The organism is Providencia sp. PROV024, from assembly GCF_032709665.1.
Classification (GTDB): domain Bacteria; phylum Pseudomonadota; class Gammaproteobacteria; order Enterobacterales; family Enterobacteriaceae; genus Providencia; species Providencia huashanensis.
Genome location: NZ_CP120545.1, coordinates 4,375,331 through 4,390,106 on the forward strand (window position 1 = coordinate 4,375,331; position 14,776 = coordinate 4,390,106).

Genomic DNA, 14,776 nt, shown 5'->3' on the forward strand with positions numbered 1-14,776 from the left:
AAAAATCTGGCAACCCTTTTTTTCATATTTTTTTTCGTTCGCTCAGCTTTCCATCAAATTTAACTTAAATAGCTAGTTTTTGCAGCGTTTTGAACCCTTCAAGCTCAAGAATAGGCTGTAAGTCTTTTACGTTGGCATCCATTAATAAACAATATGCGAAATCGTCTTCATCAGAATTCATCGTCTCAGCTTGGTTGTTAATTAGCCAAGCCGTTCTTCTTGCTATTGCAGAACCTGAATCAATAAACCTTGTGCCATCGGGAAGTACCTTTTCTAGTTCCTCTATTAATAGAGGGAAATGAGTACAGCCCAAAATAACGGTGTCTGGGGGTTCTGGCATTCTGAGCCATGGCCTGACAGTTTGAGCAACTTCGTCTAATGGTAATGTTTCCCCATGCAGCTTTCTTTCTGCTAGTTGGACCAATTCCGCAGACCCTAAGGAAATCACTTTGCAGTCTGTTGCGAAACGATCGATCAGCTCTTTAGTGTATTCACGGTTTACGGTGCCTTTCGTTGCCAATAAACCAACCACACCATTACGTGTTAGTTTGGTAGCCGGCTTAATTGCGGGAACCACGCCTACAACAGGAAAGGAGAAATGGGCCCTTAAATTAGGAAGGCTGACTGTACTTGCCGTATTACAAGCAATAATTGCGATCGTTAAAGGATGCTTTGCAGCTATCGAATTTACGATTTGATAGACCCTATCAATAATAAACTCTTCACTTTTTTCACCATAAGGGAAGGCTTCATTGTCGAATGCATAGATATAGTGGGCATTCGGGATCATTTTTTTGACTTCACGATAGACAGATAACCCGCCCACTCCAGAGTCAAACACTAGAATGGTCGGGCGAACAGATAGGGTGTTATCAGAAGTTGTAGCTTCCAGTGAGGAAATATTCTCTTCCAGCGGTGCGATAACCATACGCGGTCTCATAGTCTTTATCGAACATATTAGCTATTTTACCACGAATTGTGAGATGTGAAGTGATTGGATACGCAGCTGTGAGATCCCAAAGGCTAACACCGCCTTGTTTTACACGTCTAGAAGGAAATTGGCTATAGTCATTATCATAGCGAGAGCCTATATATTGGTAGGTTAGCCCCATATCTACTTTATCAATAGCCCAATCTAGCTGGTATTTAACTTGCTGCTTAGCCCGTCTCTCCAGAATCTTATCCGTCTTTTTGTTACGTGGATCAATATATTGATAGGTTACTTGGTGATGAAGAACACCTGTTTCGAACTCACCAACCCATTCAATACCTTTAATTTCAGCTTCGCCAATGTTCTCATAAGTGCTAGTCGGATAACCTGATTTATATGCAATCAGGTTATCAATATCATTATGGTATGCATTGACCTGCCAAAAGAGTGGTCCTGTCGTTCCTTCAACCCCTATCTCCCACTGCTTACTTTCTTCAGGTTTTAAGTTCGGATTACCTAGCGTTGTTCCGTATGCCGATGAAGAATACGCATATAATTGGGTTAGATTAGGTGCTTTATAGGCAGTTGCATATGAACCAATAAGTTTATAACCCTCATAAAACTCCCAACTAAGACCCGATTGCCATGTTGTGTGCCAATTAAATTCAGAGTGATGGTCAGAACGTATAGCGGCTTCTGCTGTTACAGAATCAATAATCGCATATTGCCCTGTGAGGTATATCCCGGTGTTATTTAACGTCTGTTTTTCACTGATCATCGCATAACTGCTAGGCTCAATACTTTGACGTTGATAATCAACCCCCGCACTAATATTACCTTTATCTAATAGGTAACTATTACCCCATTGAATATCGTACTGTTTGGACTCATCAAGATTTGCAGATTCACTATATTGTCCTTTTCTAGGATCAAAGTTGTAATCTTTTGAATAACCATAACTCCCCATCAATGATGACGAATATTTACCCTGATGATATTTCAAACCGGTTTCATAAGTACGGCTATAAAGCTTGCGGGTATCCACACTTAATCCTGCATACTCGGATACGTCATAATTTGTACGGTTGTCATAACCATACGCTCTTGCATACGCTAATATTTCTGAAGAAAATTGATGTTCAATGCCTAACCATAATGACTTACTCAGGAAGCCATCTTTATCATATTGTCTTGGGCTAACATCTTTTGGCGCTAAATCAAACCCTTTGGTATGAGTATAAGCTCCGGCAGCTGTTACGGTTGTATTTTCACCAATCTTTTGCTGAGTCGAACCGTTATAGTTTTGGTAACTGTGTGAGCCAATACCTGCATTTAAAGTTGTGCCATCGTTATCACGGCGAGTAATAATATTCACTACACCACCAACAGCATCAGAACCATAAACCGCTGAGCGTGCTCCGCGTATATATTCAATGCGCTGTACCAGAGAAATTGGAATTTGGCTCATATCAGATGAGCCTGAAATACCCGCTTGATTCAAACGAACACCATCAATTAAGACCAAAACATGGCGAGATTCAGTTCCACGAATAAATAGTGAGCTTTGTTGACCCATTCCCCCACTTTGCGCAATATCCACACCTGGCAAACGCCTTAATACATCAATCACGGTATTAGATTGCCAATGGTCAATATCTTCACGGGTCACGACCGTGACAGGAGCTAATATAGAAGAGATAGGTTGTTCAAAACGGTTTGCTGACACAACTAGCTGATCAGATTGACTATTTCCACTTGCCAAAGAAGGAATACTACATAGCACTGCCAGAGCAGCGGCCGATAACGGCAGCAACTTTTTATTATTCATTATGATTACACTCGGAAAATCAATTAAATTAAGATTCCGCGAGGTTGAATATAAGATCCGCGCGAATATTCAACGAAGCGATTAGATGTGTGGCAGGTATCGGACTTTTACCGTTGCGCGTCAGTTTTGGATTCCAACCAAATTCCCTGCTCACTCAAGGCATTATCCTAAGAGGAATAACAATCAGTGTCTACGGATGAATAATGAAAACTGGACATCTTCGCTGCTTGCCCTACAATTTCGCCCCTGATACGAATTTTTTACTGTTTTATGGGGCCAAACATGCCAAACACGTTGCATACAGAAGACTACGAACTGCAACTCGCAGAGAAAACTGACCGCTTAAAAGCTATGATGGCTCCTTTTAATGCTCCCGAACCTGAAATTTTTTCATCACCGGCGTCCCATTACCGGATGCGTGCAGAATTTAGAATTTGGCACGAAGGCGATGACCTGTTTCATATTATGTTTGATAAAGAGACGAAAGAACGCATTCGTATCGAACAATTTCCGGTCGCAAGTCAGCTAATTAATGACATGATGGCAACGCTGTTACCATTAATTCAGCCCAATGAGTTGCTACGCCACAAGTTATTCCAAATCGATTATTTATCCACACTGAGTAATAAGCTGATTGTTTCACTGCTATATCATAAAAAATTAGGTGAAGAGTGGGTCATTGAAGCTAAGGCGTTAAAAGAAACGCTGACTAAAAAAGGGTTTGATGTACAGCTTATCGGTAGAGCATCAAAGACAAAAATCATGTTAGATAATGATTATATTGATGAAGTTTTACCTGTAAATGGTAAAAACATGGTTTATCGCCAAGTAGAAAATAGCTTCACTCAACCGAATGCACAGGTCAATATAAAAATGTTGGAATGGGCTATTGGTGCAACAAAAAATTCAACAGGTGATTTATTAGAGCTTTATTGTGGTAATGGGAACTTTTCATTGGCTTTAGCGCAAAATTTTAAACAGGTATTAGCGACTGAAATTGCCAAACCGTCGGTTGCTGCTGCTCAATATAATATAGAAGCAAATAATATTGAAAATGTGCAGATTATCCGAATGTCCGCTGAAGATTTTACTCAAGCAATGCAAGGTGTGCGTGAATTTAAACGCCTTGAAGGAATTTCACTTGCAGATTATCAATGCAATACCATTTTTGTTGACCCGCCACGAAGTGGGTTAGATAAAGAAACTGTAAAACTAGTTCAAGGTTATGACCACATTGTCTATATCTCATGTAACCCTGAAACCTTATGCGATAATCTCAATGAACTGACCCAAACCCATAAAATTGAAAAACTAGCGTTATTTGACCAATTCCCCTATACCCACCATATGGAAAGCGGTGTGTTATTAACCCGCCGTTAGAAAATAGCAGCGACAAAAAACGCCGTATAATACGGCGTTTTTTAGTTTATTAATTCACTTTAATTTTCAATTTCTTGTTCTAACGCTAATTCTTGTTGTTCTTTTTTACGAGCTTTCCAACTGACATACATCCATAAAGCTAAAATCACAATGATAGTCGAGGGAATAAAATTTGAGCCAACCTCTGGATTTTGAACACGTAAAATCGCGGCATAGCCAAATATCCCAACAAAGAAACTACCAGCAACAAATTTTGGTAACCCCATCGGCATAGCTTGGTGTAAATAACGTTGGTGCAAACAATAAACAGCGAGTACTAATGTTAAAATGGGAAAGAAAGAAAAATCGACTAATGAGTTAAACAACGTAGAGAAAGTCCCATGAGTCGCAAGCCCAATTACAAGTGCCAGCAGTAATGTACTTCTTTCGTAACTTTTTTGATCCGTCATTGATTCTCCTTATTATTTGGTTAGGTCTGGGTCAGTTTGATTCTGTCGTTCTTGTTCACGGCGGTACCAATAGTAGGCGCCTTTAGCGATCATTCTTAGTTGCAATACCAACCGTTCTTCAAGTTTTCTTCGTTTTTCTTCATCTATATCAAGCGCTTCAGCACCAGCACTGAATACAATTGTCACCATTGCTTCTGATTGCATCTCAGTAAAATGACGCGGCATATGGCTTTCTAATTCAAGGTAATCCGCTAATTCAGCAATAAAATGTTGAATTTCCCTTGCCACTGCAGCACGAAACTCAGCCGAGGTACCGGAACGCTCTCGCAATAATAACCGAAAGGCGTTTGGGTTATTACCAATAAACTCCATAAAAGTTGAGACTGATGTGCGGATCACACTCCCACCTTTCGCAATACGCTGCCGTGCTTGACGCATCAGCTGGCGCAACATCAGACCGCTCTCATCTACCATTGTCAGACCAAGTTCATCAACGTCTTTGAAATGGCGATAAAATGAAGTTGGCGCAATACCCGCTTCCCGAGCGACTTCCCGTAAACTAAGGCTAGTAAAGCTCCGTTCAGCACTTAATTGGCTAAAAGCAGCTTCGACGAGTGAACGACGTGTTTTTTCTTTTTGTTTTGCTCTAACGCCAATAGTGTTGCTCACGGTGATCCTAATTTCTATGTCATTAAACGTTAATAATTACATCAAAGATGTAAATAAGGAGTGCTATTCACCCCCTAGCATACCTGAAATTTCTTCATCTGGTTGAGAGAAAAATCGACTCTTTATTACAATTTAGCCATTTTCAGAATTTCGCTTACTATCTTTGCTGTTTTCTTATATAGAAACCATCATCTTCACCACTACACCCTACCCGAACAAGAAAAAATAGTTTTACCAAAAATGCACTCGATATTGTTCCCCCAGAATTTCTAATTTATCGCAAAACGGCAAACGAATGGGTTTAAATAAACAGACATAAATCCGTGTTTTGAATATGCAAAAGAAGGCGATGGAAAAAGAGAAATTAGGTTAAGGAAGCAACTGATGTTACTATAATGTAGTCACTTCGTATTAAAAACAGGTCTTACCTTATGCAACTTACCCATTTTGATGCAATAGTCATTGGTTCCGGCCCTGGTGGTGAAGGCGCTGCCATGGGACTGGTAAAACAAGGAAAAAACGTTGCTGTTATTGAACGTTATAATAATGTCGGCGGAGGCTGTACCCACTGGGGAACCATTCCCTCAAAAGCCCTCCGCCATGCAGTTAGCCGTATTATCGAATTCAACCAGAACCCCCTTTATAGTGATAATTCCCGTAACTTAAGCTCCTCTTTTTCTGAAATCCTCAGGCATGCCGAAACAGTTATTAGCCAACAAACGCGTATGCGACAAGGGTTTTATGAGCGTAATGGTTGCCAAATGTTTTCTGGTGAAGCAACTTTTATTGATGAGCAACATGTGAGTGTCCGCTATGCAGATGGAAGCTGCGATGTTTTAAGTGCAGATAAAATTGTGATAGCAACAGGGTCTCGCCCATACTGCCCTTCTGACGTAGATTTTAACCATTCCCGAATTTATAACAGCGATACCATTCTCAACCTAACCCATGAACCTCGCCACGTCATTATTTATGGTGCGGGGGTTATCGGCTGCGAATACGCATCTATTTTCCGTGGATTGGGAGTCAAAGTTGATTTAATTAACACTCGCGATCACCTACTGGCTTTTCTTGACCAAGAAATGTCTGATGCCTTGTCGTATCATTTTTGGAATAGTGGCATTGTGATCCGCCATAATGAAGAATATGAAAAGATTGAAGGTTTAGATGATGGGGTCATTGTTCACCTTAAATCAGGTAAAAAAGTCAAAGCTGACTGTTTACTGTACGCCAACGGAAGAACAGGTAATACTGACGGTTTAGGTCTCGCCAATGTAGGAATCGAAGCGGATGGCCGTGGTTTAGTTAAAGTCAACAAAGCCTACCGAACAACAAATGAACACATTTATGCTGTTGGTGATGTGATTGGCTACCCAAGTCTGGCGTCTGCTGCCTATGACCAAGGGCGAATTGCAGCTCGTGCAATCGGCGGTAGTTTAGGTAATGCACATTTAGTTGAGGATATTCCAACGGGGATTTATACCATCCCTGAAATTAGTTCTGTTGGTAAAACAGAACAAGAACTGACGGCAATGAAAGTACCTTACGAAGTTGGCCGAGCGCAATTTAAACATTTAGCTCGAGCTCAAATTGCTGGGATGAATGTCGGCAGTTTAAAAATACTATTTCATAGAGAAACGCTACAAATATTAGGTATTCACTGTTTCGGTGAAAGGGCGGCTGAGATTATTCATATCGGCCAAGCTATTATGGAACAAAAAGGTGAAGGTAATACCATTGAATATTTCGTTAATACCACATTCAATTACCCTACTATGGCAGAAGCTTTCCGTGTCGCTGCATTAAATGGCTTAAACCGCTTATTTTAATGATGTGCAATTATGGTTGCCTGTTTTTCTGGCAACCATCATATCTTTTTGAGATGTAAACAATTAGCGAGCTTTATTCCTAAACTCGATTCTTATAATAGTGATCCATCGAGTTATAAATGGTTTCTGCTAATTGCTCATAGCGACCTCTTAATGGAGACCCCGGACGATAAACTAAAACAATCGTACGTTTCGGTTCTGGCTCAATGCAATTCAAATAGCAAACGCCATCACGGCAAACTTCATTTGGTACCGCTAAATCAGGTAATAGTGTAATCCCACTTCCTGCGGCGACCATGTTGCGTAACGTTTCTAAACTAGTCGCCCTAAAATGCGTATCCTCTTTAGCGCCCGCTTGGAAACAAAAGCCCATAGCTTGGTCACGCAAACAATGGCCATCTTCTAGCATTAATAGCTTTTCACCTGATAATTCACCCATTTCAATGGTGTCACGCCCATGCCATGGATGGCTTTCATAGATAGCTAATTTCATGGGTTCTTCAAATAAAGGGACAACAATAAAAGGATCTGTTTCTTTCACTTCCGCTAAAATTGCACAGTCTAATTTACCACTATCTAACTGAGCCAGTAATTGCTGAGTTTGTGCTTCATGTAAGTAAATTTCTAATTTAGGGTGTGCTTGGTGCAATTGAGGAATGATATGTGGTAATAAGTACGGTGCCACTGTAGGTATCAAACCGATATGCAATGGGCCAGACATACTCTCGCCTTGCAACGCGGCCATTTCTTGCAGTACTTTTATTTCTCGCAAAATAGTTCGAGCCTGTTCAACGAGTAATAAACCTTGTTGAGTAAAAAGAACTTTACGACTAGTTCTTTCTAGTAGCATAACACCAAGCTCTTCTTCTAGCTTACGAATTTGTCCACTCAATGTTGGTTGGCTAACATGACAAGAATCCGCGGCACGTCTAAAGTGTTTATGTTCAGCTAGTGCAACAAGGTACTCCAAATCTCGAATATTCATATTTCTATTTCCTTTCGTGAATTCTTTGCCAAACCAAAGATAGATAATACCAATCACTATATCGATATTAGTTTGTTATATCTATTGATATATTAAAAAAACACCGTATTTCATCCCATTTCTGCATAAATAACCCATTTAGTGAAATAAATAGTAACGCCTAGAAACAAAATGAATCAATTTTGTTCCCCCATTTTTCACAAAACAAAAATAGGAATCAAACAATTATAAATTGTATTTATGACATCAAATTAAAGTAAACCTTTCTTCAATTTTATATGAGTACATAAACAAACCTCCCCCAAATAATAGTTTATATCTAGTCTAGTCGCTTCTAGAAAGCTTTCATCCGTGATAATGACACGAGGAGCTAAAATACTATGGATGCTACTATTACCACACTTTATCCCCTCACAAGTTAAAAAATACCCTATTAAATGATTAAAGAATGTCGCCACACTGTCGATACCCTATACAGCATACTAATGATAACAAACCTGAGTATTGAAGAGAGCTGAAACGGCCAAGTAAGCAAATGAGGCGGCTGAAAACAAATAACAACAAAAGGCGTAATAGAGATCAGCAATGTGATGTAGTAAAGAGGCAACCCACTTAGCCTTCTCTTTTTGTAAATACAAAAAAAGAGTTGCACCTTAACATGAGCAACAACTAATAGGGCAAGCAAGCAAAAATAAAGACGTCAAACATCAATTTGGGGAGTTCCAATATAATTGGATGTAATATTGAAACATTTATATTAATCACAATGTAGTTTTAAGCGAAATAGCTCGAAAAACAAGGGAGCTTTACTCTCCAAAAGTTTAAAAATGGGCTTGGCTAGCCTTTTTTTAGAAACATTTTGTTATATTTGTTTTCATTTATTATTAATCTTTGTAAGTTTCTGTTTGAAAGTTAATTCAAAATCTCAATGTAACCTGACTACTTTATATATAAATAGAGCTCTACTCGCTGTCACTATTAAAAAAATCACAGCAGATTAAACCATCAAAAAGAGAACCAAAACCACAAACTCAGAACATTAAACACCAAAAAAGACAAATTAATAGATGATAATAAAAAACCTGCTATAGGACATTAAACAGGATAGATTCTATACAACCCCTATTTCTATTATATTTCCACACATTTGAATTTTCAAATTTACACCTTTGGCGCGTTTTTCGTTTTATAATTCTTCCCATAGCAAGACATGAACAAATTGAATCAACCAAATTATATAGACTTTAAATTAGGAATTAACATCATGACTATTAAAAGTATCTCTTCAGTATTAGCATTAACTTTAGTCGCTACTTCATTATTCACTACAAATGTACAAGCTAAAGAAAATCAAACAACAATTAATTTTAAAGCTGCTATTGTTGCTTCACCATGTACTTATGATATCAATAATAATAAAACAAACTTAAATTGTTTTAATAATGAAAAAAATAAAATGGAAACTAGCAAAATTGATTTTTCTAAAGAGCAAAAATCCACAGAGTGGAAAAAATTAGATAATAACCGTAGCATTTATCAATTTAAATGGACTAATGAAGATAAAGGCCATGCACTACTATCAGTACAACATGCATAATCATTAAACGACTTTTTATTAAATAACCAAAACAATATAACCAACTGATTTTAAACAAATTCAGTTATAGGATTCTATTATGAAAAATTCAATGGCGAAAAAAACATTTCATTGTTCAATAACAGCTTTATTATTAGTGACAGCTTCTAGTATATTTAGTGCTTATGCCGCTCAGAATCAAGATTCTGGCACCATTAATTTCTATGGCGCAATTGTCCATCCGAATTGTACAAATGATATCACTGAAACACAGGTTAAATTACATTGTATGAATAATAATACAGAATCAACCACCGAGAGTATTGAGCTAAATAATATTACTCAAAAAAGTGGCTGGAAGGTTATTAATGATGGCAGAAATGAATATTCATACAATTGGGTTAACGAGGAGAAACAACTAGGCATGCTAACCGTTAAATATATTTAATAGAACTGTGTTATGGGAATTGGGGTAGTCATGCTACCCCCCATTTTCTGATGACAATGACCGATTAAAGCCCCAACCTTGTTTTTGCCTCCACAATCGCACTCGCCACCTGCTTCTGAGATACCCCACCTTTTGCTAACCGCTTATCTAAGCATGATTGCAGCGATAAAATTTCATACACATCCAATTGAATAGTATCACTGAATTTTTGCAGATCACTTAATGCCATTTCTTCCAATGCTTTACCTTGAGCAATAGCAGTAACAACCGCTTCACCCACAATATGGTGCGCTTCACGGAATGGAACGCCTTTCGCTACTAAATAATCCGCCAGCTCAGTCGCATTTGCATAGCCTTGTTTTGCTGCATCTTCACAACGTGGGCGACGAATTTGAATACCATCAAGGACTAACGCTGCCATATGCATACAATCTAACCATGTGTCTAATGCATCAAATAAGCCTTCTTTATCCTCTTGCATGTCTTTGTTATAAGCAAGCGGTAACCCTTTTAACGTCATCATCATACCCGTTAATGCACCTTGAACTCGCCCACATTTACCGCGGATCAATTCCAGTGCATCTGGGTTTTTCTTTTGTGGCATTAATGAAGAGCCAGAGGTTACTTTGTCAGATAACTCAACGAAGCCTGCCTCACCACTATTGAAGAAAATCAAATCTTCAGCAAAACGCGATAAATGCACCATGCCAATGCTGGCATCGGATAATAATTCGAGTACGTGATCTCTGTCTGAAACGGTGTCTAAACTATTGCGTGTCGCAGATGCGAAACCAAGCCAAGAGGCAAGTTGCTCTCGGTCAATATCATACGCTGTCCCCGCCAATGCACCACACCCTAATGGGCTAACGTCTAGACGCTTTAGTGTGTCTTTTAAGCGGCTTTCATCACGCGCTAACATTTCACTATAAGCTAAACACCAGTGGGCAAATGTCACGGGCTGAGCGCGTTGTAAATGAGTATAGCCTGGCATCACTGCGTCTTGGTTATTTTCGGCTGTGATGACTAATGCTTTTTGTAGCTCAGTGACCGCTTCTAATAATAATGCGACTTGGTCTTTACACCATAATTTTAAATCTGTCGCCACTTGGTCATTACGACTACGACCTGTGTGTAATTTTTTACCTAAATCACCAACTTTATCAATCAGTTTACCTTCAACCCAGCTGTGAATATCTTCTGCATCACTTTGCAGTATAATTTCAGGGTTATCTTGCACTTCTTTTAACAATGCATTTAGCGCTTGTTCTAAAGATTGTTGTTCGCTCTCAGTCAGTACACCAACGGTGACTAATGATTTTGACCATGCGACTGAGCCAATAATATCTTGTTGCGCCAAGCGATAATCAAAACGCAGTGAATCATTAAACTGTTTAAACCGTTGATCCGCTTGCTGGCTAAAACGCCCACCCCATAGTGCCATAACTAATCCCTACCTGATTGATAAAATAAGTTTTGCTCCCGACAACACTAAACGCTGCCGGGGATCTAGCCTGTTATATTCCCAATAATTCGAGGTGCAGCTAAGCGACAAGTCAATGTGTACAATCAACGCCACTGCAACTTGAAGTATGACGAGTATAGGTTACTTAGCTTTATTCTGTTCTTTCAACGCACGGATACGTGAAGACAGAGAATAAAGACGGATAAACCCGCCTGCGTGGCTATGGTCATATACCTCATCTTCACCAAATGTGGCGAATTCTTCAGAATATAGGCTCTTGTCCGCTTTCTTCTGAATTGCCGTGACTTGCCCTTTATATAATTTCAGAACAACTTCACCGGTGACATCTTGTGCTAATGATTCTGCCGCAGCTTGTAGCGAATGGCGTAATGGCGCAAACCAACGCCCATCATAAACCACATAAGACATTTCTAAGCCTAATTGCTCACGCCATTTGTAGCTATCGCGGTCCAGAACTAATTGCTCAACGCCACGCAGAGCCGCCATCATAATGGTGCCCCCTGGGGTTTCATAGCAACCGCGAGATTTCATGCCGACTAAACGGTTTTCAACGATATCGATACGGCCAACACCGTGTTTTGCCCCTAGCGTATTCAGTGTTTCTAGGCAACCTAGTGCAGATAATGTTTTACCATTAACTGAAACTACCTCGCCGTGTTTCACGCCCACGGTCACCAGTTCAGCTTCATCTGGCGCATCTTGTGGGTCAACTGTCCATACCCAGCAGTCTTGGTTTGCTGCATTCCATGTGCTTTCTAATACACCACCTTCTGTAGAGATATGCCACGCATTTTCATCACGGCTATAAATTTTTTCAAGGCTAGCAGTCGTTGGGATATTGCGCTCTTTTAAATAATCGAGCAGCGCCTCACGTGAGCGAAGATCCCACTCACGCCATGGAGCAACCACCTGTAATTGCGGCGCAAGCGCAGTATAAGTGCTTTCGAAGCGTACTTGGTCATTCCCTTTACCTGTTGCGCCATGGGCAACCGCATCAGCCCCTACTTTTAAGGCAATTTCCACTTGGGCTTTTGCAATAATAGGACGAGCCATTGAGGTACCTAATAAATAACTACCTTCGTATAACGCACCTGTTTTAAGAACTGGGTAAATATATTCCTTAACGAATTCTTCGCGCAGATCAACAACGTAACACTCAGATGCGCCTGATTGCAGAGCCTTTTTCTCAACACCGACTAAGTCTTCTCTGTCTTGCCCTACGTCAGCAACGAAAGCAACCACTTCGCAGTCATCATAGTTTTCTTTCAACCATGGAATAATTGCCGATGTATCGAGACCACCTGAGTATGCTAATACGATTTTTTTAATGCCCTTTTTCATAACGTACCTATTCCGCTCAATTAATATTTATTTCCATGGCTCATTTATGATGCCAAGATCCGAGTTCCGATAGCTGTCCCATTAAACAGCTCAGGAAGTTGTTCTGCATGACGCCAACTTGCGATATCAACCGAGCGCTGTAAGGCCGTTGCGGCATCAAGTGCAGCATTCACCTTAACAATCATTCCATCAGTGATGATGCCTTGCTCAATTAATTTTTGGGCTTTTTGTGTCGTCATTTCATCAATTTTCTGGCCTTTACCATCCAAAATACCGCTCACATCAGACAGTAAAACCAGATCTGCATTTAATGCTTGCGCGATAGCGGTGGCTGCTTGGTCAGCATTCACATTCATCAATTCACCCTCTGGGGTGACCCCTATCGAGCTAACAATTGGTAAATAACCTGAATTCAAAAGTAATTTCAATAAATTAGAGTTACCTGGCTTTGCGTTTCCAACATGCCCTAGCTCTTCATTTAATTGAGTCACTATGGCACTTTGACCGTCACCCAGCGACAAACCTACCGCAGGTAACTGATATTTTATCGCCCACGCTAGCAAGGTTTTATTAGCTGTTCCCGCTAAGGCACCCGTAATAATATCGATTTGGTCTGCAGGCGTGACACGCAACCCTTGTTTTTTCACGACAGGTAATTGTAGTTTTTGCATTAGTTCATCTACTAAGCACCCACCACCATGAACAATCACTAGCTCACGTTGATGTCGCTGGCGATAGCTTTGGATTGCCGTAAACAACTTTTCAAGTGCCTCGGTGCTATCAAGTAACACTCCGCCCAATTTAATCACTAAGGGTTGCATGGGTTTGATCCTTATTAAAATAATGACTGAGTTTCATTAAAACCAAAACGAATATTCATGCACTGAACGGCTTGTGCAGCAGCACCTTTAAGCAGGTTATCTTCTGTACCGACTAAAATCAGGTGTTCCCCTTTCAATACATAGCCGATATCACAAAATGGCGTACCAACAACTGATTTCAATGCTGGAACACCTTTTTCATACAAACGGACTAACGGTTTGCCTTGATATGCCTCTTTAAAAGTTTTACCGACCTGCTCTGCGGTCACACCGGCTTTTACTTTGCAGGTGATAGTCGCCAATATTCCTCGTGAAAAATTGCCCAGATGAGGAGTGAAAATGACATCCCGACCTAAATGAGTCGCAATTTCTGGCTGATGACGATGCGTAAAGATGCCATATGGCTGTAAGCTAACTTCACAAAAACTGTTGGTCATCGATGCCTTACGGCCCGCACCTGAAACACCGCTAGTTGCATTAATTACTGGCCACATTGCGTCATCCAGTAATTGCGCATCAATTAATGGCTTCAGCGCTAACTGAGACACCGTCGGATAACACCCCGGAACAGCAATTAACTGAGCTTGTCGAATTTTATCCGCCTGCCATTCAGCTAAACCGTAAACCGCTTGCATTAACCATTCGGTATTTGTATGTTCAAAGCCATAGTACTGCGTATAAAACGCAGGGTCTTGAACGCGATAAGCACCGGATAAGTCAAACACCACACAACCCGCCTCAAGAAATTGAGGCGCGATGTCATGGCTCACTTCATGTGCAGTAGCGAGAAAAACAACATCAATACCTTTCGCAGCCTCTGCAACATCAGTTAATGGCTGTACCGGAAGGTCAATAATACCCTTATACTGAGGATGCAAATCAGAAAAACGTTTATTTGCATCTGCGCTTTGCGCAGAAACCATTAATCCCTGAAGATTTATTTCAGGGTGACGCTGCAAATAAGCGGCTAATTCTGCTCCAGTATAGCCACTGGCCCCGATAATGAGTGTGTTCAACATATGCTTTCTACCTTGTA

General features: G+C 40.2%; 13 protein-coding genes and 1 riboswitch. Of the genes, 4 read left to right on the forward strand and 9 right to left on the reverse strand.

Features of this window, described 5'->3' with window-relative positions; genetic code table 11:
* Positions 1 to 64: 64 nt before the first annotated feature.
* On the reverse strand, positions 65 to 928 hold the full coding sequence (gene murI, locus P3L56_RS20295; RefSeq protein WP_272686264.1) for a glutamate racemase: 864 nt from the start codon (positions 926 to 928) through the stop codon (positions 65 to 67).
* Complete coding sequence (gene btuB, locus P3L56_RS20300; RefSeq protein ID WP_272686265.1) at positions 873 to 2,759, reverse strand: TonB-dependent vitamin B12 receptor BtuB; 1,887 nt, start codon at positions 2,757 to 2,759, stop codon at positions 873 to 875. The genes murI and btuB overlap by 56 nt, the downstream gene beginning before the upstream one ends.
* Before the next feature lie 73 nt (positions 2,760 to 2,832).
* A riboswitch (cobalamin riboswitch) is annotated at positions 2,833 to 2,956 on the reverse strand.
* Between the two features lie 85 nt (positions 2,957 to 3,041).
* Between btuB and trmA the strand changes: the two genes are divergently transcribed.
* On the forward strand, positions 3,042 to 4,139 hold the full coding sequence (gene trmA, locus P3L56_RS20305; RefSeq protein ID WP_272686266.1) for a tRNA (uridine(54)-C5)-methyltransferase TrmA: 1,098 nt from the start codon (positions 3,042 to 3,044) through the stop codon (positions 4,137 to 4,139).
* A gap of 59 nt (positions 4,140 to 4,198) precedes the next feature.
* On the opposite strand, the gene P3L56_RS20310 is transcribed toward trmA, so the two are convergent.
* Complete coding sequence (locus P3L56_RS20310) at positions 4,199 to 4,588, reverse strand: YijD family membrane protein (protein ID WP_042846651.1); 390 nt, start codon at positions 4,586 to 4,588, stop codon at positions 4,199 to 4,201.
* 12 nt (positions 4,589 to 4,600) lie between these two features.
* Positions 4,601 to 5,257 (reverse strand): HTH-type transcriptional repressor FabR, encoded by a 657-nt coding sequence (gene fabR / locus P3L56_RS20315; protein WP_042846652.1) that lies wholly within the window; start codon positions 5,255 to 5,257, stop codon positions 4,601 to 4,603.
* A 431-nt stretch (positions 5,258 to 5,688) separates the two neighbouring features.
* On the opposite strand from fabR, the gene sthA reads away from it, so the two are divergent.
* A complete protein-coding gene (sthA, locus tag P3L56_RS20320) occupies positions 5,689 to 7,086 on the forward strand; it encodes a Si-specific NAD(P)(+) transhydrogenase (RefSeq protein WP_042846653.1) in 1,398 nt (465 codons plus the stop codon).
* A gap of 79 nt (positions 7,087 to 7,165) precedes the next feature.
* Here the strand turns inward: sthA and oxyR are convergent, their stop codons facing one another.
* Complete coding sequence (gene oxyR / locus P3L56_RS20325; RefSeq protein WP_042846654.1) at positions 7,166 to 8,071, reverse strand: DNA-binding transcriptional regulator OxyR; 906 nt, start codon at positions 8,069 to 8,071, stop codon at positions 7,166 to 7,168.
* A gap of 1,264 nt (positions 8,072 to 9,335) precedes the next feature.
* On the opposite strand from oxyR, the gene P3L56_RS20330 reads away from it, so the two are divergent.
* Positions 9,336 to 9,668: a pilus assembly protein gene (locus P3L56_RS20330; protein WP_166685518.1), complete on the forward strand. Its 333-nt coding sequence runs from the start codon at positions 9,336 to 9,338 to the stop codon at positions 9,666 to 9,668.
* A gap of 79 nt (positions 9,669 to 9,747) precedes the next feature.
* On the forward strand, positions 9,748 to 10,095 hold the full coding sequence (locus P3L56_RS20335) for a hypothetical protein (protein ID WP_166685517.1): 348 nt from the start codon (positions 9,748 to 9,750) through the stop codon (positions 10,093 to 10,095).
* A 64-nt stretch (positions 10,096 to 10,159) separates the two neighbouring features.
* Here P3L56_RS20335 and argH read toward each other — a convergent pair whose 3' ends face one another.
* The 4 genes from argH to argC all read right to left on the reverse strand — a co-directional run bounded on the left by argH (position 10,160) and on the right by argC (position 14,759).
* On the reverse strand, positions 10,160 to 11,536 hold the full coding sequence (gene argH, locus P3L56_RS20340; protein WP_042846656.1) for an argininosuccinate lyase: 1,377 nt from the start codon (positions 11,534 to 11,536) through the stop codon (positions 10,160 to 10,162).
* 162 nt (positions 11,537 to 11,698) lie between these two features.
* Entirely contained in the window at positions 11,699 to 12,919 is a 1,221-nt protein-coding gene (locus P3L56_RS20345) for an argininosuccinate synthase (RefSeq protein WP_042846657.1), read from the reverse strand.
* 44 nt (positions 12,920 to 12,963) lie between these two features.
* Positions 12,964 to 13,740 carry an acetylglutamate kinase gene (gene argB / locus P3L56_RS20350; RefSeq protein ID WP_048605766.1) on the reverse strand — a complete coding sequence of 259 codons (777 nt, stop codon included), beginning with the start codon at positions 13,738 to 13,740 and terminating at the stop codon, positions 12,964 to 12,966.
* Between the two features lie 14 nt (positions 13,741 to 13,754).
* Positions 13,755 to 14,759, reverse strand: a complete 1,005-nt coding sequence (gene argC, locus P3L56_RS20355; protein ID WP_048605764.1) for an N-acetyl-gamma-glutamyl-phosphate reductase — start codon at positions 14,757 to 14,759, stop codon at positions 13,755 to 13,757.
* Positions 14,760 to 14,776: the final 17 nt, after the last annotated feature.

Bases quoted from the DNA above. Each gene is read 5' to 3' on its own strand.
- P3L56_RS20330 (WP_166685518.1), top strand. From the start codon at position 9,336: ATGACTATTAAAAGTATCTCTTCAGTATTAGCATTAACTTTAGTCGCT.
- P3L56_RS20345 (WP_042846657.1), bottom strand. From the start codon at position 12,919: ATGAAAAAGGGCATTAAAAAAATCGTATTAGCATACTCAGGTGGTCTC.
- P3L56_RS20335 (WP_166685517.1), top strand. From the start codon at position 9,748: ATGAAAAATTCAATGGCGAAAAAAACATTTCATTGTTCAATAACAGCT.
- murI (WP_272686264.1), bottom strand. From the start codon at position 928: ATGGTTATCGCACCGCTGGAAGAGAATATTTCCTCACTGGAAGCTACA.
- argC (WP_048605764.1), bottom strand. From the start codon at position 14,759: ATGTTGAACACACTCATTATCGGGGCCAGTGGCTATACTGGAGCAGAA.
- btuB (WP_272686265.1), bottom strand. From the start codon at position 2,759: ATGAATAATAAAAAGTTGCTGCCGTTATCGGCCGCTGCTCTGGCAGTG.
- argB (WP_048605766.1), bottom strand. From the start codon at position 13,740: ATGCAACCCTTAGTGATTAAATTGGGCGGAGTGTTACTTGATAGCACC.
- P3L56_RS20310 (WP_042846651.1), bottom strand. From the start codon at position 4,588: ATGACGGATCAAAAAAGTTACGAAAGAAGTACATTACTGCTGGCACTT.
- sthA (WP_042846653.1), top strand. From the start codon at position 5,689: ATGCAACTTACCCATTTTGATGCAATAGTCATTGGTTCCGGCCCTGGT.
- trmA (WP_272686266.1), top strand. From the start codon at position 3,042: ATGCCAAACACGTTGCATACAGAAGACTACGAACTGCAACTCGCAGAG.
- oxyR (WP_042846654.1), bottom strand. From the start codon at position 8,071: ATGAATATTCGAGATTTGGAGTACCTTGTTGCACTAGCTGAACATAAA.
- argH (WP_042846656.1), bottom strand. From the start codon at position 11,536: ATGGCACTATGGGGTGGGCGTTTTAGCCAGCAAGCGGATCAACGGTTT.